General features: G+C 69.4%; 17 protein-coding genes. 7 read left to right on the top strand and 10 right to left on the bottom strand.

Annotation, left to right across the window (positions count from 1 at the left end; genetic code table 11):
• Positions 1-195: 195 nt before the first annotated feature.
• Both VNW53_RS16335 and VNW53_RS16330 read left to right on the top strand, forming a co-directional pair.
• Positions 196-933 (top strand): hypothetical protein, encoded by a 738-nt coding sequence (locus VNW53_RS16335; protein ID WP_325556872.1) that lies wholly within the window; start codon positions 196-198, stop codon positions 931-933.
• 247 nt (positions 934-1,180) lie between these two features.
• Positions 1,181-4,033, top strand: coding sequence for a TonB-dependent receptor domain-containing protein (locus tag VNW53_RS16330; protein ID WP_325556871.1), 2,853 nt, complete (start codon positions 1,181-1,183; stop codon positions 4,031-4,033).
• A gap of 57 nt (positions 4,034-4,090) precedes the next feature.
• Here the strand turns inward: VNW53_RS16330 and VNW53_RS16325 are convergent, their stop codons facing one another.
• Genes VNW53_RS16325 through VNW53_RS16300 form a run of 6 tightly spaced genes read right to left on the bottom strand, consistent with a single transcriptional unit; the run spans position 4,091 to position 11,743 of the window.
• Entirely contained in the window at positions 4,091-5,350 is a 1,260-nt protein-coding gene (locus VNW53_RS16325; protein WP_325556870.1) for a hypothetical protein, read from the bottom strand.
• Positions 5,337-6,959, bottom strand: coding sequence for a multicopper oxidase family protein (locus VNW53_RS16320; RefSeq protein ID WP_325556869.1), 1,623 nt, complete (start codon positions 6,957-6,959; stop codon positions 5,337-5,339). The genes VNW53_RS16325 and VNW53_RS16320 overlap by 14 nt, the downstream gene beginning before the upstream one ends.
• 8 nt (positions 6,960-6,967) lie before the next feature.
• A complete protein-coding gene (locus VNW53_RS16315; protein WP_325556868.1) occupies positions 6,968-7,537 on the bottom strand; it encodes a DoxX family protein in 570 nt (189 codons plus the stop codon).
• Positions 7,538-7,548: 11 nt separating this feature from the next.
• Positions 7,549-9,012 (bottom strand): efflux transporter outer membrane subunit, encoded by a 1,464-nt coding sequence (locus VNW53_RS16310; protein WP_325556867.1) that lies wholly within the window; start codon positions 9,010-9,012, stop codon positions 7,549-7,551.
• Between the two features lies 1 nt (position 9,013).
• Complete coding sequence (locus VNW53_RS16305; protein WP_325556866.1) at positions 9,014-10,633, bottom strand: MDR family MFS transporter; 1,620 nt, start codon at positions 10,631-10,633, stop codon at positions 9,014-9,016.
• 3 nt (positions 10,634-10,636) lie between these two features.
• Positions 10,637-11,743 (bottom strand): HlyD family secretion protein, encoded by a 1,107-nt coding sequence (locus VNW53_RS16300; RefSeq protein ID WP_325556865.1) that lies wholly within the window; start codon positions 11,741-11,743, stop codon positions 10,637-10,639.
• 144 nt (positions 11,744-11,887) lie between these two features.
• On the opposite strand from VNW53_RS16300, the gene VNW53_RS16295 reads away from it, so the two are divergent.
• The 4 genes from VNW53_RS16295 to VNW53_RS16280 all read left to right on the top strand — a co-directional run bounded on the left by VNW53_RS16295 (position 11,888) and on the right by VNW53_RS16280 (position 16,105).
• Positions 11,888-12,790, top strand: a complete 903-nt coding sequence (locus VNW53_RS16295) for a LysR family transcriptional regulator (protein ID WP_325556864.1) — start codon at positions 11,888-11,890, stop codon at positions 12,788-12,790.
• Between the two features lie 170 nt (positions 12,791-12,960).
• Positions 12,961-14,373, top strand: a complete 1,413-nt coding sequence (locus VNW53_RS16290; RefSeq protein ID WP_325556863.1) for an MFS transporter — start codon at positions 12,961-12,963, stop codon at positions 14,371-14,373.
• Between the two features lie 18 nt (positions 14,374-14,391).
• A complete protein-coding gene (locus tag VNW53_RS16285; protein WP_325556862.1) occupies positions 14,392-15,804 on the top strand; it encodes an acyclic terpene utilization AtuA family protein in 1,413 nt (470 codons plus the stop codon).
• Complete coding sequence (locus tag VNW53_RS16280) at positions 15,797-16,105, top strand: DUF4387 domain-containing protein (RefSeq protein WP_325556861.1); 309 nt, start codon at positions 15,797-15,799, stop codon at positions 16,103-16,105. The genes VNW53_RS16285 and VNW53_RS16280 overlap by 8 nt, the downstream gene beginning before the upstream one ends.
• Before the next feature lie 133 nt (positions 16,106-16,238).
• On the opposite strand, the gene VNW53_RS16275 is transcribed toward VNW53_RS16280, so the two are convergent.
• From VNW53_RS16275 to VNW53_RS16260, 4 genes are all read right to left on the bottom strand, one after another.
• Entirely contained in the window at positions 16,239-17,981 is a 1,743-nt protein-coding gene (locus tag VNW53_RS16275; protein WP_325556860.1) for a hypothetical protein, read from the bottom strand.
• A 228-nt stretch (positions 17,982-18,209) separates the two neighbouring features.
• Positions 18,210-19,418, bottom strand: coding sequence for a HupE/UreJ family protein (locus VNW53_RS16270; protein ID WP_325556859.1), 1,209 nt, complete (start codon positions 19,416-19,418; stop codon positions 18,210-18,212).
• On the bottom strand, positions 19,418-20,320 hold the full coding sequence (locus VNW53_RS16265) for a peptidyl-prolyl cis-trans isomerase (protein ID WP_325556858.1): 903 nt from the start codon (positions 20,318-20,320) through the stop codon (positions 19,418-19,420). The genes VNW53_RS16270 and VNW53_RS16265 overlap by 1 nt, the downstream gene beginning before the upstream one ends.
• The gene (locus tag VNW53_RS16260; protein ID WP_325556857.1) at positions 20,317-21,138 is read right to left on the bottom strand and encodes a c-type cytochrome; all 822 of its coding nucleotides are present in this window, start codon (positions 21,136-21,138) and stop codon (positions 20,317-20,319) included. Before VNW53_RS16260 ends, VNW53_RS16265 begins: the two co-directional genes overlap by 4 nt.
• A gap of 291 nt (positions 21,139-21,429) precedes the next feature.
• On the opposite strand from VNW53_RS16260, the gene VNW53_RS16255 reads away from it, so the two are divergent.
• Complete coding sequence (locus tag VNW53_RS16255; RefSeq protein WP_325556856.1) at positions 21,430-21,903, top strand: DUF6644 family protein; 474 nt, start codon at positions 21,430-21,432, stop codon at positions 21,901-21,903.
• The last annotated feature ends 33 nt before the right edge of the window (positions 21,904-21,936 follow it).

Raw genomic sequence — 21,936 nt, 5'->3', positions numbered from 1 at the left:
CCACTGGCTATTTTGCGGCGCGATACACCCTCGGCCCGGGGCCGGGACATTGGACGGATTGTCCAAGGCAAGGGGCGAACTGGGCCCCAGCGGCGCAGCAGTTTGCAGTTGCGCGGCCGCGTGAGTGGATCATGCTCGCCCTGGAGATCGCCAGAAAATGGCGGCGCGGCCAACAGGTCGAGGGAAATGGAAACCATGAGCCACGTGAACACTTGGCCGTCGTCGCTGCGCCTCGAGCTGGAGGCGCGGAGACTGCATGCGGAGCCTCGCTCGCTCGGGCTTGGCGCGTTGGCGCCCGCCCTGGTCCTGGGCCGCCTGCCGGTGTTCTTCGACGCCTTCGCCTTTGCAATCGCAGCCGTGCTGGTCTTTCCGCAAACCCTCTTCCCCAGCCTCGACCTCAATATCGCGGTGCTCTGCGGCCTGGCCTTCTGCGGCCTGGCGCTCGCGGTCCGCCCGCTCGGAGCCTGGCTGGCGACGCAGGTCGACCATCGGCACGGGCGCGGCGTGCGGCTGACCGCCGCGCAATTCGTTCTCGGCGCGTCGACGGCGGCGATCGCCTTCCTGCCCGACCGTTCGGCCTTCGGGACGGCGGCGGTGCTCGGGATGCTCGCCTGTTGCCGGCTGGTGCAGGGCGTCGCGGCGGGCGGAGTCGGAAAGGGCGACGGCGCCGTCGCGGAGCCTCGCGCCGCCGCCGTGGTCTCCGCCCTGGCCGCCCTGCTCGCGCTCGGCCTGGCGGGCGCTCTGTTCGCCGTCCTCTCTCTCGTCCTGACGCCGGCGGATTTCCTGAGCTGGGGATGGCGCTATCCGTTCGTCATCGCAGTGCCGATGAACATCGTCGCCCTGTTCGCCCAGCTCCGGCTGCTGGCCACGGACTCCAATCCGCGGCGCGGCGAGCGCCCCGGGATTCGGCTAGCCGCCAGCCGGAAGTCCTGACGCGCCGGGCTCGCTCCTGAGCCTCGCCCTTATTCGCGAATCGATTCGTCAGTGTGCTGACGAACACCGTCGGCTAGGCCGCGCGTTCTCTTCTGCATCGACGGGCCACGCGCCGGTAGGTGGCTGCTCCCGGCGACCATTTTTCAGGTCAGCGTCTCGGCCAGCTTTCGAATAATGGGTATCCGGTAGGTCTTCCCCGCCGACGCAACGTACAGTCGAGTGAGAATCACTTGGGAGGGAGGACCCAATGAAGTCTTATTTGATGGGCGCATCTGTGGCTGTGCTCATGGCGACGGGCGCTAGCCTCGCCAATGCCCAGACCGTGCGGAGCACGGCGGCCGGGGACAAGGATGTCTCGGAGATCGTGGTCACCGGCTCGCGAATTCGAACCAGCCCGCTCGACCAGGACCAGCCGGTGATCCAGATCGACCAGCAGACGGTCGCCAATACGGGCCTGACCTCGACCGTCGACGTCCTGCAGCGCATTCCGTCCGCGGGCGGAGGCCTCAACGGCAAGTTCAACAACTCCGGCAACCTCGGAAACCCGCCCGACGGCGGCGGCGTGGGCGCGGGCTCCGCGGAGATCGACCTGAGGTACCTGAGTTCGCGGCGGGTGCTGGTGCTGGTGGACGGCCTGCGCTGGGTGTCCGGCGCGTCGGCCTCCGGCGTTCCCGGCGCGGTCGACCTCAACACCATCCCGACCGAGATGATCAGCCGGATGGAGGTGCTGCAGGAGGGCGCCTCGCCGATCTACGGCTCCGACGCCATCGCCGGTGTGGTGAACATCATCACCAAGGAACATCAGGACGGCATGCATGCCTCGGCCCAGGTGGGCGGCTTCGGGCAGGGCGACGGCTACAGCCAGGACTACAACGTCTCCTGGGGCGTCAATCAGGAGCACACCCACGCGGTGCTGGGCGGCGGCTATTTCCGCCAGGAGCCGGTGTTCTCGGCCGATCGCGCCATCTCGCGCTTCCCGCGGCCCTACGCCACCTCCTGCCTGGCAGGCGGCTGCAGTTCGGCGACTCCGTTGGGCCGGTTCATCATCACCGACCCCAACACCGGCCAGGACATCGACGCGACGCTTCGCCAGGCTCTCCAGCCGGGCCAGCGCGCGGTCTACAACCCCGCCGACCCCACCGGGGCGAGCGGCAGCTTCAAGCCCTTCACCACGGCGGACCGGTTCGACTTCCAACCCTACAACTACATCCTGACGCCGCTGGAGCGGGTCAGCGCCTTCGCCTCCGTGACGCAGGACCTGACGGACGACATCCGGCTGCGGGTGCGGGCGAGCTATGTGGAGCGCAAGTCCGCCAACCAGGCTGCGCCCCTGCCTCTGTTCGTCGGGCCGGACGCCGGCAACGGCAACCTGCTGGACACCGTCTCGATCGACAGGACCAACCCCTACAATCCGTTCGGCTTCACCCTGCAGCCGGGCACCTATTCGTTCGTCGGCCGCCGCCTGGTGGAGAACGGCCCGCGGCACTACGAGCAGACGGTCAACACCTTCAACGTCACCGGCACGCTGGAGGGTGATTTCAAGGTCGCCGACCGCACCTGGCACTGGGACGCCAACGCCGTCTGGTCGCGCAACCACGCCGAGCAGACCTTCACCGGCAACGTCAACGCCGCGCGGGTGCAGCAGGCGCTGGGGCCGCTCGCTGGCTGCACCGGATCCTGCGTGCCGCTCAACCTGTTCGGCGGCGCGGGCACGATCACGCCGGCCATGCTGGCCTTCATCGGCTTCACCCAGCAGGACTCCTCCCAGCAGGAACTGCACGACTACAGCGCCAACCTGACCGGCGACGTCTTCGACCTGCCCGCCGGCCCCCTGGCCTTCGCCGCGGGCCTCGAACGCCGGGAGACCAGCGGCTACTTCCAGCCCGACGCCATCGTGGCCGAGGGGCTCTCGGCCGACATCCCGGCCCAGCCGGCGCGGGGCTCGATCTCGGTCAACGAGGCCTATGGCGAGCTGCGGATCCCCCTGCTGCGCGACATGCCCGGGTTCAACCGCCTGGACGGGTCCGTCGCCGGGCGCTGGTTCCACTATTCGACCTCGGGCAGCGACGCCACCTACAAGGCGGGGCTGAACTGGCGGCCGGTGGACGAGGTGCTGCTGCGGGGGTCCTGGGGCCAGGGCTTCCGGGCGCCGTCGATCGGCGAACTCTACGGCAGCGCCTCGCGCTTCGACGAGGTGATCAACGACCCCTGTTCAGGCTTCCTGACCAGCGGGGTGAGCGCGACGGTGCGGGCCAACTGCATCGCCCACGGCGTTCCCGCCAGCGGGTCCTATAGCCAGTTGAACTCCCAGTTGCCGGTCATCACCAGCGGCAACGTCCACCTGAAGCCCGAGACCAGCAAGAGTTGGGACGCCAGCCTGGTGTGGCAGCCCAAGGCCTTGCGCGACACCGCCTGGTCGAGCGGCGGCTCGATGGAGGTCGCCTATTCGGACATCACCCTCGACAACGCCATCCAGGCGCTGAACGGCCAGACCCTGCTGGACCGGTGCGCCAACACCGGCGACGCGCTCTCCTGCGCGACGATCACCCGCACCGCGTCCGGCACGGTGTCGGCGATCACCAATCCGCTGATCAACATCGGCGGCATCAAGACGCGCGCCATCGACCTGAACCTGGTCTGGACGTCTCCGGCCTGGGACTTCGGCCAGTTCAGCGCCCACTGGTACACGACCTTCCTGCTGAACTTCACCGAGCTGCAGCCGACGTCCTCCGGCCTGACGGAGGTCCATCGCGAAGGCACCGAACGGGGCAGTCCCGATCAGGCCTACCCCAGGGCCAAGTCCAACCTGTCGGTCGACTGGATGCGCGGGCAGTGGGGCGCGACCGGAACCGTCCGCTACATCTCGTCGGTGACGGAGTCAGGGGCGCCGAACCGGTTCCCGGCCCTGGCCTACTTCGACGCCCAGGTGCGCTGGACCCCCGACTACTGGGGCAAGGCCTTCACCATCGCCGCGGGCGGCAACAACCTCTTCGACAAGGACCCGCCGGCCTGCCTGACCTGCAGCCTCAACAACTACGACCCGAACGTCTATGACGCGCCCGGGCGGTTCTTCTACCTGCGGCTCAGCTACCACCAGTAGCGCCGAGAAACCGGGGCGGCGCCTCTGCGCGCCGCCTCGGCGAGCCACGCGACGCCGTCAGTAGTACGAGGCCCTGGCCAGGCACATGCTGCAGGTGGTGAGGGTCTGGGTCAGCCGCATGCCGAAGTAGGCGCCGGAGCGGCCGGCCACCGTTTCCTGCGCCGTGGTGAAGCCGACGACGGTTCGCGACGGCAGGGCATAGCCGACGCTGGCCGCGTATATCTCGTCTTTCTGCAGGGGATTGAGGCGGTCGGTCGTCCAGCGCTGGGTGGTGGACAGGTCCATGATCCAGGGCCCGTCCATGTACTCGGCCGAGGCGCTCAGGAAGTCCCTCGCCCGGCCGGCCACGCCCTCGAAGTTGTCGCGCCGCGCGGCTTCGACGTAGAAGCGAAGCTGGCTGTAGCGCCCGCGCAGGGTGTCCTCGACCGAGCCGCGGACCGGGATGCTGAGGTCGGCGCCCAGGGTCGTCCACACCTCGCCGCGCTGCGTGCCGTAGGTCTTGCCCCACCGGATGACGCCCGCCTGGTAGTTCAGGCGCCCCCAGTTCCCGACGGGCTTGTTGAGCACGTCCCAGGTCACCATGAAGTTCTCGGGCCAGCGCGTGTTGCCGACGCCGCCCGTCTTGTAGCGGATGAAGCCCTCGTTGTAGGGGAAACTCTCGTGCAGGAAGGTGTAGTCGACCATGAAGGCCGAGACGGAGAGCTGGCGCCATCCGCCGTCCTCGTCCCGGAAGACGTGGATTTTTTCGACGCCCATCATCTCCGTGGGTTCGTATCCCTGGTCGGACTCGGCGACCAGGTCCTGCGCTTGCAGGCCGGGCAGCAGGGCATAGGCCCGGCCGAAGTCCTGGACGAACTTGCCGATCCGGTAGTCTCCGTAGCGGACGTAGAGCTCCTTCATCTTCCCGCCTTCGCGGCGCCCCGGAGCCTGATTGATGAAGAGCTGGTTGTTCGGATTGCTCGCCGAAATCGGCTGCCGGGGCTTGAATTGGAACAGGCCGTCGATGGACAGGTCGTCGTTGAGCTGAAGGAGGAAGGTCGAGTCGAGCCACAGCTTGGTGTCCGCGTGGCGGCCGGAACCGCTGTCGGCGGTGGTCCCGCCGTATTCCACGGTCGCGATGGTCTCGAACCCGATCTTCGGGAAGGCCCCGACGTCCGACTGGCTCGGCGGCCCGGAGGCGGTCTCGCCGGTGGCGCGGGCCTGCTCGATGATGGCCCCGGACTGCGCCATCGCGGCGGGGGCGGCCGCCAGGGCGGCGAACACCGCCGCGGCCAGGACGCACTTCAGACGCAGCGGCCGTTTACTACCGCGGAACATGTCCGCCCTCCTTTTCGGTGGCCGGGGCCGGGATGTCTGTTACGGCGGCCGGTGAGGGCCGCCCGGCGCCTGCGCGCCCGTGGTCAATTCCGGCCATGTCCATGTCCATGTCGCCGTCGGGCATCGGCCCGACCTTGGGGTCATAGACCTCGATCTGGGCCATCATGCCTTTGTCCTCATGCTCGAGGATGTGGCAGTGGTACATGAAGCGGCCGACGATCTTCGGATCGGTGAAGGGGATGCGGATCTTCACCTCGCCGTGGATCGGCACATTGACGGTGTCGACCAGCCCTTCGAACGGAAGCGGCCTGCCGTTGAGGCTGACCACCTGGAACTTGACCTGGTGGATGTGGAAGGTGTGCAGCTCCGCCGACGCGTTGCGGATCGTCCATTCCTCGACCGAGCCGAGCGGCACCTTCAGGTCGACCCGCGTGTGGTCGAAGGTCGCGTGGTTGATGAAGAACAGGCCGGTGACCGGGTCTTCCGAGAAGATGATGACCCGCTGGGCGTCGATGTGGTCCGCCGGAATGGGCGTCTTCGCGACCTGCGCGACCTCCAAGGGGCCGAGGGGCGCGGGGGCCGGCTGCGCCGGATCGCGCGCGGACACCATCAGGGCCATGTTCTGGGCCGGGAAGATGTCCCCTACCGGGCCGGTGGAGGTGGTCTCCGAGATCAGCTTGTAGGCGCCGGCCGCGCCCGCCGTGACCAGCACGTCGGCGCGCTGGCTCGGTCCGATCATCAGTTCGGCGACGCGTTCGGGCTGAGCGACCGGCTGGGCGTCGCGGCCGACGACGGTGAACTGGTGCCCCTCGAGCCGCAGGCGGAAATAGGTGTCCGCGGTCTGGTCGCTGAAGCGCCAGAGCTGCGTCTCGCCGGGCTGGATATCGACCCTGGGCATCAACTGCCCGTTGATGGTCTTGATGTCGCGGTTGAAGGGTTTGGGGACGCGGTTGAGGTCGCCCTTGCGGTCGGGCGAGAACTCCTTCAGCGCGAACAGCCGCTCCTTAAGCGGCTTGGTCGCAGGCACCTCGTCCTGGAAGCCTTCGATCACCAGGGTGCCGCTGAGCCCGCCCATCAACTGGCGCTCCGCGAAGCTGTGGGCGTGGGTGTGGTACCAGTAGACCCCCGGCGGGTGGTCCTTCGGGATCGGGATGACGTAGTCCCAGGTCTCGCCGGCGGCGACCATGTGCATGGCGTTGTCGCCATGGCCCAGCGGGGAGACCGCCAGGCCGTGGAAATGCATGTTCGTGGCCTGCGGCAGGTGGTTGACCAGCTTGACGTGCAGGGTGTCGCCGGGCTTCACCCGCAGCACCGGGCCGCCGTAGACGCCGTTGTAGGTGGCGCCGTTGATCAGGTCCTTGCCGAGCCGGACCTGCGTCTCGCGCGCTTCCAGGGTGACGTTCAGCTCCCCGTTCTGGCTGCGGTATTCGAGCGGCGTGGTCAGCGGCTGCGTGGCGTCGCGGGCGGTCGGGTTGGTGCGGGGTCCGAAGATGGTGTCGAACTGGGCGGCGCGGGCATGCCCGCCGGACGCGAGCATCGTCCCCAGGATGGCGGCGGCCAAGGCGGTCCCCAGACCGATCGCGCGCAGCGTCGGAGGCGTGGCGGGCATTGGGATCCTCACGTCGAAGACTCGCGTCCTGGGTGGTTTGGCGAAGCGGCGGATCCCGATCGCTCGGTCGGCGCTTCGGAGACACGCCGTGCCTCGGCGCTGCCCGCCGCGTCAAGACCGACTTTGGTATAGGGGGCGCCGGCCGCCTGGCGGCGCGCCCGCGCCGTGGCGGTGACCAGCACCAGCCCCGCGATCAGGCCGAGATGTTCGAAGAACTCGTTACGGGCGGCGAACTCCGCCGGGCCGCTGAGTTCCCAGAATCGGTGAGCGACGATCTCCGTGGCGCCGGTCAGGCTGGCCAGCATCCCGGCCCCGAGCCACACGTAGCGTCCCGACAGGATGATGAGCGAGCCGGCGAGTTGGACGGCGATGACGACGCCTGCCCACAGCGCAGCGGGATGCAACCCGAAATGCGCCTGGATCGCCACGGCGCCTGCGAAATCCCCGAGCTCGATCACGACGGCGATCAGGAACAGCGAGGTCAAAGCGAGGCGGGTGATCAGCCATGTCCCCGGCCAGTCGAGAATGGCGTCCGCCCAGCGCGGCGGCTGCTCCGGGAGGATCGTGCTCAGCTTCATCGCGTTCGTCCTCAATCCAGCGCCCGAGGCGCCGGGGGACTGCCCGCCGCGCCGCCGCCTTCGGCGAGGAGGAGGTTGACGGTGCTGAGGTAGCGGGCGCTTCGGGCGCGCACGAGGTTCAGCGCGGCCAGTTGCTGGAGGCGCTGGGCGTCCAGCACCTGCACGATCCCGGCGTTGCCGACGCCATAGCCGAGCCGGGTCAGGCGCAGGGCCGAAGTGGCCGAGTCCATGGCCTGCTGCTCGGTCCTGACCCCGTCGGCGGCGTTGGACAGGCCCTGCAGGTTGTCCGCCACCTGCTGGAAGGCGGACAGCACCGTCTGCTGATAGTCCGCGAAGGCGGCCTGGTAGGCGTCCTCGGCGGCCTTGCGGCGCGCGGTCAGCGATCCGCCGTGGAAGATCGGAGCGGTCAGGCCGGAGACCAGGCTCCACGCCGTGCTCGAACCCCCGGACATCAGGCCCTCGCCCGCGACGCCGGCGCTGAGGTTGATGCGGGGATAGAGATCCGCCGTGGCGATCCCCACCTGCGCGCTGGCCGCATGAAGTTGGGCCTCGGCGGCGCGGATGTCGGGCCGGGCGCGAACCAGTTGCGAGGGCACCACCAGGGGGACGTCCGCGGGAAGTGTCATCGCGTCCAGGTCGAAGGCCGGCGCGGACCAGGCGGCCGGCGATTTCCCCACGAGCGCCGCGAGCGCGTCCTGGGCGACGGCGAGCTGCTGGCGCAGGGGCGGCAGCGACGCCTGGTCGCGGTCGAGCTGGCTCTGGGCGGTGGTCACGTCCATCTGGCTCGCGACGCCGGTGCGCCGTGCGGCCCCGACGAGATCCAGCGTCTTCTGGTCGGACGCGATGATGTCCTGCACCGCGGCGATCTGGCCGCGGGTCGAGGCGATCTGCAGGGCGGTCATGACCACGCCGCCGGCGACCGCCAGCCGCGCGGCGCGCAGGGCCTCGCCGTTCACCTCGGCGTCCGCGGCGGCGAGCTCGATGCGCCGGCGCGCGCCGCCGAACACGTCCAGGTCGTAGCTGACCCCGACGCCCCCGGTGTAGGCGGAGAAGGTTGGGAAGGTGAAGGCGCTGGGACCGAGGAAATAGGCCCCGTAGGCGCGCCGCTCGGCGCCGCCGGCCGCGTCGACCTGCGGATAGAGCGCGCCGCGCGACGCCCTGACGAGCTGGCCCGCCTTGGCCAGGTTGGCCTGGGCAGCGGCCAGAGACCAGTTGTTGGCCAGCGCCATCTGCACGGTGTCGTTCAGCGCCTGCGAGCCGAGGCGCGTCCACCAGTCGGTCGGCAGGGCCTGGCCCATCTCGACCTGCTGCGTCACCGTTCCGGCCGTCATCGGGCCGATGTCGCTGGCGCTCGGCGGCAGGTAGGCCTGCTCGGTCGGACGGGCCGGCGCCTTGAAGTCCGGCCCGACGGCGCAGCCGGCGAGGGCGGCCGTCGCGAGCAGGACGGCGATCCGGTTTGTGAACGATCGGGACATGTCAGTGCGCCTCCCCGGCGGAGCTGGCGTTGGCCTTCTTCAGCAGCAGCACCAGCACGAGGGCCAGGCCGAGAAGGGCGCTTTGAAGGATGACGGCGTCGCTGTAGGCCAGCATGTAGGCTTGGCGGCGCACGAGGCGGGCGACGGCGACCGCCGCCTGATGATGGGCCAGGGCGGAGTCGGCCACCCCATGGGTCATGAAGCGGTGCGCGAGCGCGTCGATCCGCGCGCGGGTCGCCTCGCCCAGCACGGAGATCTGGCCGGTCAGCACGTCGGAGTGGAACTGCTCGCGCTTGCTCAGGAAGGTCTGCAGCACGGCGATGCCGATCGCGCCGCCGAGGTTGCGGATCATGTTGTAGAGCGCCGCGGCGGAGCCCGCCTGCTCGCGCTCGATGCCCGCCACCGCGATGGCGGAGAGCGGCGTCATCATCAGCGCCTGGGCTACCGCCCGCACGAGGCTGGAGCCGATGAACTGCGGGCCCGAGAAGTTGTCGGAGAGGTTGGTGGCCAGCAGGCTGCCGAGGATGAACAGGACGAACCCGGCGATCACCAGACGCCGCGGGTCCACCCGCTTCATGAGCCGCGGGATCAGCGGGATGAGCGCCAGTTGCGGCAGGCCGATCCAGATCAGCACGCCGCCGATCTGCTCGGCGTTGTACCCCTGGATGCGCGCCAGGTAGAGCGGCACGACATAGAGCCAGCCGTACATCGAAAAGCCGAAGAAGAAGTTGGCCACGGTGCCCAGGCCGAAGTTCCACCGCCCCAGCAGGCGCAGGTTCAGGAGCGGGGCCTTGCGCTTGAGCTGGACCACGACGAAGGCGATCAGGGATACGGCCGCGACGATGGCCAGCCGCACGATGAAGGTAGAGCCGAACCAGTCGTCCTTCTCGCCTTCCTCCAGCACGGTCTCCAGCGACCCGAGGCCTACGGCGATGGTGGCGATGCCCAGCCAGTCGCCACTGCGCAGCAGGTCGAGCTGCATCGGCTCCGCCTCGAGCGAGAACCACAGCATCGCGAACATGATCGCGCCGGGCAGCAGGTTGACGAAGAAGATCGCCTGCCAGCCGAAGGTCTCGTTGCACCAGCCGCCGATCACCGGCCCGATCGACGGCGCGAAGATCGCCGAGATCGCATAGATCGACAGGCCGATCGCGTGTTTCGACGGCGGCAGCTTGGTCATGATGATCGAGAAGGCCAGCGGGATCAACACGCCGCCGGCGAACCCCTGCAGGGCCCGCACGACGATCATCTGGCCGAGGTTGGTGGTGAAGGCGCAGGCGACGGTCATCACCAGAAAGGCGAAGGTGTTGACCAGCAGGTAGCGGCGAACGGAGAACACCCGCGCCAGCCAGCCGCTCATCGGGATGACGATGATCTCGGCCACCAGATAGGCGGTCGTGATCCAGCCGCCTTCGTCGGCGCCGGCGCCGATGGCGCCCTGGATGTCGGCCAGGGAGGAGCTGACGATCTGGATGTTGAGGATGGCCAGGAAGGCCCCGAGCGCGGCGCCCACCACGGCGATCCAGGTCTTCAGGGAGACCGCGTCCTCGTCATGCCGCGCGGCGGGCGCGGCCGGTTCGGGGCGCCGGGCCGCGGCGGGCGCGGCGGCGATGCTGGACATGGCTCAGCGCCCCTGCGACGGGCCGGCGCCGCCGGGCCGGGTGTCGATCGAGGCGTCAACCGACATGCCCGGGCGCAGGCGGCCGGCTAGCGGGTTGCGCGGATCGAAGACGATCTTCACCGGGATCCGCTGCACGATCTTGGTGAAATTGCCCGTGGCGTTGTCCGGCGGCAGCAGGCTGAACTCCAGGCCGGTGGCCGGCGCCAGGCTGTCCACCCGGCCTTCCACGTCGTGGCCCGGGAAGCCGTCGACCTTGACGCGCACGGGTTGGCCCGGCCTCACGTCGGTGAGCTGGGTCTCCTTGAAGTTGGCCACCACGTAGGTCCGCTGCAGAGGGACGACGGCCATGAGCTGGGTCCCGGCCTGGACATACTGACCCTGCCGCGCCGAGCGGGCGGCGACCACGCCGTCGATGGGGGCGACGATGCTCGAATAGCCGAGATTGAGCTCCACCTGATGCTGCGCGGCCTCGGCGCGGGCGACCTGCGCCAGGGCCAGCTCGCGCTGGGAGGTCAGGACCTGCACCTGCTGACGCGCGGTGGTCGCGGCGGCCTGCAGGCGCGTCAGGGCGGCGCCCTTCTCTTTCGCGTCGGTCGAGGCGTTGTCGGCCTGTTCGTCCGAGCCGTAGCCCACCTTGGCCATCTCGGCGCGCCGGGCGTCGTTCCGCTGGGCGAGGGCCAGGGTCGCGCCGGCGGCGGTGACGCTGGCGTCCGCCTGGCGGATGATCGAGCCTTGCGCGGCGATCTGGGCGTCGAGGTTGGCCACCGAGGCCTTGGCGGCTGCGACGCTGGCGGTCGCCTCGTCCAGGGCCGCGCGGAAGTCCCGGTCGTCGATCCTGGCCAGGACCTGACCGGCCTTGACCGCCTGGTTGTCCTGTACGAGCAGCTCGCCGATGTACCCGGCGACCTTGGGCGCCACCACGCTGGCGTCCGCCTTCACGTAGGCGTCGTCGGTGGTCTGGAAAAAGCGGCCGACGGCCCAGTAGTTGGCGCCCCAGGCCGCGCCCGCCAGGACGACGACGCCCGCGGCTCCCGCCGCCAGGAGGCGACGCGACACGTTGCGCCGCGCGCCCGCGGCCGTGGTGTTTCGTGTAAGTTCGGCGACTGTCATGCCCGGCTCGTTCTGCTGAAGCGGCGTCGGAGACGCGCGCTGGTCCGATAATCTGTCGCCGCCACAAATCTGCCTTACCCGGCGCCTGTGGTAGTCGCCGGCCTCACATCGTATCCTTCCGATTTCTGGAAGGATGGGCCCCCGATGAACGATGAGATCAGCGACATCCGGCTGTTCGTCCGCATGGTGGCGGCCGGCAGCCTCTCGGAGACCGCGCGGCGGCTGAACAGTTCGCTGCCGGCGATGAGCCGGCGTCTTTCGGCGATGGAGCATCGGCTCGGCGCGCGGCTGATCGACCGCAGCACGCGACGCTTCGCCCTGACGGAGGAGGGCGCTCTCCTCTACGAGCGAGGGACGCTCATCCTGGCGGACATCGATCAGGTGGAGGCGGAGGTCGGCGCGCGCACCCAGGCGCCGCGGGGCCATATCCGGGTCGGCGCGCCCCTGGAGATCGGACGCCGCCGCATCGCGCCGCTGGTCGGCGCCTTCACCCGCGAGCACCCGGGCGTGACTGTCGAACTGGTGCTCAGCGACTCGCGCGCGAACATCGTCGGCGACGACCTCGACCTGGCCCTCCACACCGACCAGCCGCTGGACGGCGACATCATCACCCGTCTGGTGCTGCCGAGCCGTCGCGCCGTCTGCGCCTCGCCGGAGTACATCGCCCGGCGCGGCCGCCCGGAGACGCCCGCGGACCTGCTACGGCACGACTGCATACAGCTTGTCCGCGGCCATCAGCTCTTCGACCGCTGGACCTTCGTCGACAACGGCAAGCCCCTGGAAGTGCGCGTGCCCCGGACGCTGTCGACCAACAGCGCCGAGGTCGTCCACGACTGGATCCTCGCCGGCCACGGCCTCGGCCTGAAGGCGCTCTGGGACATCGAGGAGGACCTGGCCGAGGGGCGGCTGGTCGAGCTGCTGGCGCCCTACATCGACAGTGAGATCAACCTCTATGTAATCTACCGGACGCGGACCCACCTGCCGAACCGGGTGCGCCTGTTCATCGATTTCGTGGTCGGCGGGCTGACGCAACAGAGCGCGACGTGACGGAGGCTCCTGGCCACTTCTTTGGCCGAGCTTGCATTGGCTCGCCGCAGCATTGCCGCAGCATTGCAATTGCCCAACGTGGGTCGTTCGGACTTGGCGCGGGGCCCGGCGTCTGACCTCCTGTCGGCGTGCCGCCCGGTTCCGGGGGGACCCCATCGGCGAGGGTGAGCATGTCGCGATCCACGGACTGCGGTCCGGCTAGCCCTTCCGGCGTCGCGGCGCGGATCGATCGGCTGCCCCCGACGCGGTACGTCTGGCTCCTGATCGTGCTGGTGTCGTTCGGGGCCTTCTTCGAGATCTACGACATAGCCTTGTCGGCGCCGCTGAGCCTGGGGTTGCAGGCGGCGGGCGTCTTCCATCGCGGCGGCGCGGGGCTGTTCGGCCTGAGCGACCAGGCGACCCTGATCGCCGTGACCTTCGCGGGACTCTATGTGGGGACCCTGGGGTTTTCCGCGGCCGCCGACCGTTTCGGCCGCCGCCCGATCTTCACCTTCGCCTTGGTCTGGTACGCCCTGGCGACTGTGGTCATGGGGCTGCAGTCGACTGCGGCGGCCATCGACCTATGGCGCTTCATCGCCAGCATCGGGGTCGGCCTCGAGCTGGTGGCGATCGATTGTTACTTGGCGGAGCTGATGCCCCGCAGCCTGCGCGGCCGGGCTTTCGCGGTCAGCGCCTCGATCCAGTTCCTCTCCACGCCCCTGGTGGCGGTATTGGCCTGGCGGCTGATCCCGGGCGACCATCTGGGCGTCGCCGGCTGGCGATGGCTGACCTTCGTCCCGGCGATCGGGGCGCTCCTGATCTGGTGGGTGCGCCGCGCCCTGCCGGAATCGCCGCGCTGGCTGGAGGCCCACGGTCGGGCGCCGGAGGCCGAGGCGGTCATTTCGCGCATCGAGGCGCGGGTGGCGGCCGACCTCGGCGCGCCCCTGCCGCCGCCGGCGGCGGCGCAGGCGTCAGGTCAGGACCGCCGGGAGCCCGCGCCGGCGCCATCGCTCTGGCGGCCGCCCTATCGCAGGCGGACGATGGTGCTGGTCGTCTTCCACCTTTTCCAGACACTGGGCTACTTCGGCTTCTCGAACTGGCTGCCGACGCTGCTGGTCTCGGAGGGGATCACCATCTCCAAGTCGCTGGCCTATACGGCGGTGCTGGCGCTGGTTCCGCCGGTCGCCCCGCTGGCGTTCAGCCTTTTCGCCGACCGGGCGGAGCGCAAATGGCTGGTGGTTTCGGGCGCGCTGCTGGCCGCGGCGTCCGGGCTCCTGCTGTCGCGGATGACCCAGAACTCCGGCTTCCTGCTCTTCACCCTGATCGGGTCGGGGGTCGCGATCGGCAATTCGCTGATGTCGCTGGCCTATCACACCTATCAGAGCGAGCTGTTCCCCACCTCAATCCGGGCCCGCGGCGTCGGGTTCGTCTATTCGTTCAGCCGGCTGACGGCGATTTTCTCGGGGTACATTATCGCCCTGGTCCTGGACCGCGCGGGCGCGGCCTGGGTGTTCGTGACCATCGCCAGCGCCATGGTCGTGGTGGCGCTCACCATCGGCCTGTTCGGCCCCCGGACCCGGGGACTGTCGCTGGAAGAGATATGACCAGGGGAGACGCCAGACATGGGTGACCGCAAACCCGCCGGCGAGGCGATCAAGGTCATCGTGCCGACCGGCGCGCTGGGCGCGGGCGTCTCGGCCGAGCACGTGCGCTATGGGATCGAGCGCGGGGCCCATGCGATCGCCTGCGACGCGGGTTCCACCGACAGCGGCCCGGCCTATCTCGCGCGCGGCGTCTCGAAGATGCCGGCCGAAGCCATCCGCCATGACCTGCGGATCCTGATCGCGGCGGCCCATGACGCGGGCATCCCGCTGCTGATCGGGTCCTGCGGCACCTCAGGGACCGACGCCGGCGTCGACTGGACGGCCGAGATCGCCGTGGAGGTGGCGCGCGAGCTCGGCATCCGGCCGAGGATCGCGCTGCTCTACAGCGAGCAGTCGCCGGTCCTGCTGAAGGCCCGCAACGACCACGGCCGGATCCATCCCCTCGCGCCGCTCGGCCCGGTCAGCAACGAGACCCTGGACTCCTGCCAGCACATCGTCGCCCTGATGGGCGCCGAGCCTTACATCCGTGCGGTCCGCGAGGGCGCGGACATCGTGCTGGGCGGCCGCACGACCGACACCGCGATCCTCGCCTCCGTGCCGCTGATGCACGGCAAGAACGTGGCCGCCGCCTGGCACGCGGCCAAGGTCACCGAGTGCGGCGGCCAATGCACGGTCCACCCCCGCACCGGCGGCGTGATCTTCAGCGTCGACGACGAGGGTTTCGACGTGGAGCCGCTCAACCTGAAGAACCAGTGCTCGCCGGAGAGCGTCTCGGCCCACATGCTCTACGAGAGCAGCGATCCGATCCGGCTGACCGAGCCGGGCGGCGTCCTCGACGTCTCGGAGTCGCGCTACGAATGGCTGGACGAGCGCACGACCCGGGTCACCGGCTCGCGCTGGGAGCCGATGCCCTACACCATGAAGCTGGAGGGCGCGGGCGCCGGGCGGTTCCAGTCGATCATGCTGATCGGCATCGAGGACCCCGAGGTCCTGGCCAACCTCAACCTCTTCGAAGAGGGGATGTTGCGGGCCCTGGATTCGAAGATCCGGCAGACCTTCGGCGACGAGGCCGGTGATTTCGACGTCTCGCTGCGCATCTACGGCTGGAACGGCGTCTCGGGCCGGCCGATGCCGGACACCGCCGCGCCGCCGCACGAGGTCGGGGTGATGTTCGTGGTGACGGCTGCGACGCAGTCGCTGGCCAACCGCATGGCCAAGGCCTGCAACCCGACCTTCTTCCACCTGCCCCTGAAGCCCGGGATTGAGATGCCCAGCTACGCCTTTCCGTTCACCCCCGCCGAGATCGAGCGCGGCCAGTTGTACGAGTTCCGGCTGAACCACGTGGTGGAGACGGCCGACGGGTTCGAGCTGGTCCGCACCCGGTGGATCGACGTGGCAGATCCGCAGCCGGAGGCGGCCGCTCATGGCTAAGGTCCGCGACGTCTGCCGTCACGTCCGCTCCAAGAACGCGGGTCCGTTCTGGGTGACCATCGACCTGTTCTTCGACGGCCCCGGCAATTTCGAGGCCTACGCCATGGGCGAGGCGCTGGGGCCGAAGCTCTTCCAGGCGCTCTACGGCGCGGACCCCGACCTTGTGAAGCGCGTGCCGGTGAAGAGCCTGAACATGGTCAAGGTCTCCTATCCCCGGGCCGCGCCGCAGGGTTGGATGGGCGAGCGCGACATGCACCAGGGGCAATCGTTCGCCCGCTTGCTGGATGTGGATCTGGGGTAGCGGATGCCTGGCGCCGGCGCCCCTGGGGCGGCGGCTTGGCCGGCGGGCGCGAAATGCGCCTTGGTGACAGCGGCTGCGGCTGACTTCGAAAGATAGGCGCGGGACCGCCCGGAGGCGGCCCCGCGCCCGCGCCTTAGAACGGATAGTAGCGGAAGCTGGTGAAGATCATGTCGTCGGAGGTCTTGGGCGTGTAGCCGCCGCCCGAGAAGCCCTCCAGCCGGGTGTGCGAGTACTGCAGGCCGATCCGGACCTGGCCGAACGACCCGGTGTAGGCCTTGTCCCAGAGGCCGGCGGTGATCTGGCCGACGTCGCGGACGGTGGCCGAGCAGGACCCGCCGACGGTGGTGCAGCCCGCGGCGGTGAACACCGTGTTGTTCAGGTTGCCGAACCCGAAGTTCGCGCCGCCGAAGGTGCTGATCCGGGAGTTCTGACGCTCGTCGCCGCCGAACAGGTAGAGGTCCACCTCCGGCGTGACGTGCAGGGTGCCGCCCACTAGGTACATGGTCTCCTGGATCGGGGCGACCTTGCCGGTCACGTCCAGGGTCGCGTCGGAAAGCTGGCCGGCGCCGTAGCGGCCGATGCCCTTGCCGCTCATCACCGAGGCCTGCAGGTCGAGGATCTTGGGGATGGCGTTGTAGGTGATCCCCGCGCCCCAGCCGCCGCCGGTGACGCTGGCTTCGTGCACGCCGGGCGTCAGGCCCTGGGTGTTGGTCGGCGAGACCGTGATCTGGTCGTAGAAGTCGCGATAGATGCCGAAGGCCTCGACGTGCAGCGGCCGGGCGACGCCGATGTAGGGCTCCCAGGCGGCCTTCAGGATCACGTCCGGGGTCTTGTTGAAGGACGTGGTGTTGACGGCGTTGAAGCCGCTGAAGCCGCTGGTCGCCGCCGGCGCCGGGTTGATCGTCGCGTTGCCGGTGGCCAGGTCGAGGACGCTGACGCCGCCCGGCAGGCCGCTGCCGGACGTGCCGGTGAAGGTCGACTGCGGGTTTTCAAGCGACAAGGCGAGCCAGTACTGCTTGTCGCCGAAGTCCTTGGTCAGGCGCAGTTGCGGCGTGCGGGTCCAGGAGAAGCCCGGCACGTACTGGGCGTCGATCGACGGCGGCGGCACCTCGTTGCGCGGGGTGATGCCCTTGCTGTTCAGGGTCACCAGGGACCAGTTCTGGCCGGCGAGCAGGTGCAGGCCCCAGTAGTCCCAGTCCACGGTGCCGTAGAGGTTGCGGATGCGCGGGTTGTAGGAGTTGCTCTCGTTCGAGTTGGCTGTCTGGGCGGCGCCCTGGAAGTCGAACTCGCCGAAGAAGGCGGCGTGGGTCGCGACGTTGATGTCGCCCTGGGCCAGGAACTGGACCCGGCTCTGGCGGGCGGTGCCGCGGAGCTCGTGGAGCTTCGACAGGCCGGAGTTCTCGAACGGGATCTTGGCGAAGGGCGAGGAGATATCCGACTCCAGGGTCTTCGACCGGTAGATGCCCGCCGCCTCGGCGAAGCCGCCGAGCGTGAGGGTGATGCCCTTGTACTTGAGCTTGTCGAGCGTCGGGGCCGGCTGGGCGGCGACGACGGTCTGGACCGTGCCCGGAATCTGCTCGATCTGCGCGTCCAGCTTGGCCTGGGCGGCGTGCGCGGCGGCGGTGGCCTGTTCGGCCTGCGCCTGGCTGGCGGCGACCTGAGCCTGGGTCTGCTGCTGGTTTTGGGCCTGGGCCTGGACGGTGGCCTGCAGAGCCTCGACCTGCTCCTTCAGCGCCTTCACCTCGTCGGCAAGCTGGGAGTTGGCGGCGGCCACAGGATGCTTGTGCTTGGGCGCGGCTTGCGATGGGCCGGCGGCCGAAAGGAAGCAGACGATGCAGATACCAGCGCTCGCCAGGAGCGACGTTTTCGATGTCATAGCGATATCCCTACGCCGGCGGCGCTTGGCTGCGGCCGGTCGTGGGGCCTCGCTAGGCGTGGTTTGTGAAGCAAACGTCGCGGATCGATGACACTTTTGCGAACATGGGGGCCCAGCTTCAGCATGACGTGGGTTCATGCGTCAGGTGTGGCAATTGGCTGACAGTCTCGCGTGGCGAAATCGCGGAGATTTGGCGCCGCGGGGCCGCACGCCCTCGCGCTGGAGCGGCTACCGGAAGCTGCGCGTCACGAACCAGAAGACGCCGAGGCCGACCAGGAAGCTGGAGGCCACGTCGACGGTCACCGCCCGCGGCGTCGCCAGCTTCAGCTTCGAGACCAGCAGCACGAGGCCGGTGACGCCGAGCACCAGCGTCAGTTGCCCGATCTCGACCCCCAGATTGAACCCGACCAGCAGCTCCGCCAGGCGGCCCGTCGGGAGCTGCATCTCCAACAGGTTCGAGGCGAAGCCGAAGCCGTGGATCAGGCCGAAGACCAGGGTGATCATCATCCGGAACCGGCCCGGGTCGGCCAGCCGGCCTGAGATCATCAGATAGTTGCTGGTGAACAGGCCGGCGCCGAGCAGCAGCAGGCTCGGCAGCTCCCCGAAGCCGAACGCGCTGGCCAGAGCCATCATGGCCAGGCTGGCGCCGAACGACAGGGCGACCGGGAGCGGCCGGTGGGTCTGTTCGGCGATGTTCTCCGCGCCGATCAGGGCGATGGTCAGGGCCACCAGGGCGTCGATGAACTCCGGATGCGGCCGGATCACCCCGGTCACGGCCAGCGCCAGGGTCAGGCTGTGGCCGATCGTGAACCCCGACACCACGAACACCAGATCGCGCAGGCGCCGCGAGATCAGCACCAGGCCCAGCAGGAAGGACATGTGGTCGACGCCGGTGAAGATGTGCATCACCCCCATCCGGACGAATTCGAAGAAGCTGGCGCTCTTCAGCCCATTGGCCGCCTTGCCCGAAACGGCGACGGTCTGGCGTTCGTTGGTGATGAGCTGCTCGGCGAAGGCGCCCGTGGTCTCGTCCTGGATCTCGGCGAAGTTGGTGTGGCTGGGGACCAGGTCGAAGAAGGCCGCCGACCGGATCTCGAGGTCGTCGCGGGCCGCGCAGCGGAAGGTGAAGTCGTATTTGCGGAAACCGGGCGCCGCGGACAGGGTCTCCACGGGCGGGACCAGGGCGCAGCGTCGCCCGGCCGCGATCGGAAAGACCCGCGCCGTCAGGTAACGCTTCACCGCCTCGTCGGAGGGCGCCGCGCCGCCGGCGCCGAGGCGCTGCAGCTCCAGGACCGGGATGGTCATCGCCAGGTCCACGTCGGCGCCGTTGATCTCCCAGACCGAGTGGGATTCGCTGCGCGTGTGGGCGCCGGCCGGGCGGGCGACCAGCGTCACGGCGAGCGCGAGCCAGAGGGCGGCGAGGAGGACCCGGCGCATCAGCGAAGGTCGCCCGCGACCAGCACGTTCGCCCGCTGACGCAGGAAGCCCTGGTACTGCGCGGTCGTGCGCTTCACCTTGTCATTGCGGTAGTCCGACAGCACCTGGGCGCGGGCCTCGGCGAAGGCGAACGGCTGGGGCGGCGCGTTGCGCGCCATGTAGAGCAGGTGGACGCCGTCCGGCTGGGCGAAGGGCGGGGAGACCGCGCCGCTCGGCAGGGCGCGGGCGACGGCGAACAGCGCCGCGCCCAGATGGATTTTGGCCGCGAAGTAGAAGTCCTCGGCGGCCTCGCGCCCGGAGTCGCGGCCCCGGAAACGGCCGAGCGTCGCGGTGATCGGCGCGCCGGCCGCCAAGGCCCGGGCCGCGCCCGCGGCGTCCGCCGGCTGGGCGAAGACGAGGTCGCGGACGCTCATCACGCCTTCCTGGGCGTAGCGGTCCTGGTGGGCGTTGAAATAGGCCTGCAAGGCGCTGTCACTGGGCTGCGAGGTGACCGCGTCGGCCGCGGCCATCTGCTCGACCGCGCTTACCATGGCCGTGCGGACATCCGGGTCCGTGGCGGCGATGTCCAGTTCCTTGCCCCGCTGCACGAACAGTTCCTCGCGGATCATGTCGTTGAGCACCCGGCGGCGCTGGGCCGGCGTGGTGTGGGCGCTATCGACGCCGAACGTGGCCTGGAGTTGGGCGTAGAAGTCCGCCCGGGCGATGGGCTGCTGATTGACCAGGGCCACGTCTTCCGCCGGCACATGGAAGGTCGTGGTCCCGCGCGCGGTGAAGAGGGCGTAGCCGGCCAGGGCGAGGCCGATCAGGGCGCCGAGCGCCATCAGCGACAGGGAGCGGCGGGCGCTGACCTGGCGAGGATCCCAGAGCGGCGGCGCGGCGGCTGGAGCGGTCGGCGGGGTCATGGGCGGGACATGTCCGGATGCGGGCCCGGCCGATGGGACAGGGCGAAGACGTAGAGCGAAACCTCGCGCAGGCGCAGGGCCGACAGCCGGCCGGCCCACGCGGGGCACATGCCCTGGCGGCCGTAGGCGATGGAGTCGAAGATCGCCAGGCGGCTGCCGTCGCCGTACAGCCAGACCTTGTCGACGAGGTTGGGCGCACCGATCGCCGGATCGCCCCTGGCGTCGTTGGCGTGGCAGTCATAGCAGCCGCCCTTGCCCGCGAAGATGCGGCGGCCGGCCTCGGCCGCGGCGGGGTCCGCCGCCTGGCCTCCGCGCGCCTGCAGGTAGGCGGTCACCGCGGCGATCTCGCCAGGGCCGAGGGGCTGAAGCCGCTCGCCGGCGGCGGGAACCGGCCGGGCGAAGGCCGGCATGACCGCCAGGTTCCAGCTCCGCGGGTTGTGCGCGCGGATGCCGTAATAGGCGACCTTCTCGATGTCGCTCACCTTGCCCGCGCCATAGAGCCAGTCGGCGTCGGTGAGGTCGGGGACGCCGCGCGCGGAGCTCCCCTTGCCCTCGGCCCCATGGCAGCTCGCGCACCGGGCCTTGAACACGCCGGCGCCATGCGTGACCGCGAACCGCATCAACGGAGCCTGGGCCGGAATGGCGTCTGGATCGCCGCGCACGAGCTGCGCCTCGGTCCGGCCGGATGTCACTAGTCCGGCCGCGCCCCAGGCGAGGACGATCGCCGCCCCGATCCAGGCCAGCCAGCTCAGCGATGCGCGCGTCGGCGCCTTCATCCAGAGCCGGCGGGCCAAATTCGCGACCTTTCGGGTCGGCATGCCCGATCCCCATGAAAAGACATTGATCGACTAGGGGAAATGACGTGTCTAGTCAATGAACGATGAGATAGGAGTCTGTTATAGGGAGGTTAATGGTTGTATTGAGCGGCGGCTGGATGTGAGTTAGATTGAATTGCATCGCCGATTTGTATCGATTCAACTTCTTTCGATACAAAATGACGCAAATTAGTTCTTCAATATCGCCGCGGATGGACGCTATGTTGTGGGCGTGGCCGTCGCGCTCCGCCCCGCTGGCGCTCGGCGGCCAGCCGCTGCACTGACGGGGGAAGCATGCTGGAGTCCTTGTGCGCCTGGCTCGAGAAGACGCCGCTCAGCGCCGGCGTTCAGAACGTCGGCTGGATCATTCCGGCGAGCCAGATCGTCCACATCCTGTGCCTGGCGGCGGTGCTGTTCTCGGCCCTCTCCATCGACCTGCGGGTGCTGGGCGTCGGCGCGCGCCGCACGTCGCTCGACGGAATGGCGGCCCACTTCCTGCCGTGGATCTGGACCGCCGTGCCCCTGATGGCCGTGACCGGCGCGATCCTGATCATCGGCGAGCCGCGCCGCGACCTGCTCAATCCGGTGTTCCAGACCAAGATGCTGCTGCTGATCTGCGCCCTGGCCGCGACGCTCGGCATCCAGTCCATCGTCAGGCGCGCAGCGGCGGACCGCCCCGGCTGGCCGCTGCGCGCCCTGGCCGTCGGCTCGCTGGCGTTCTGGTTCGGCATCGCCGTCTGCGGGCGGCTGATCGCCTACGCCACGTGAACGGGCGGACCGCAGAGATCCCGGGAGACTGAG

It is taken from the genome of Phenylobacterium sp. (genome assembly GCF_035569475.1).
GTDB lineage: Bacteria > Pseudomonadota > Alphaproteobacteria > Caulobacterales > Caulobacteraceae > Phenylobacterium.
The sequence above is the reverse complement of the archived record's forward strand: the minus strand, read 5'-3'. Positions and strand labels throughout refer to the sequence as shown.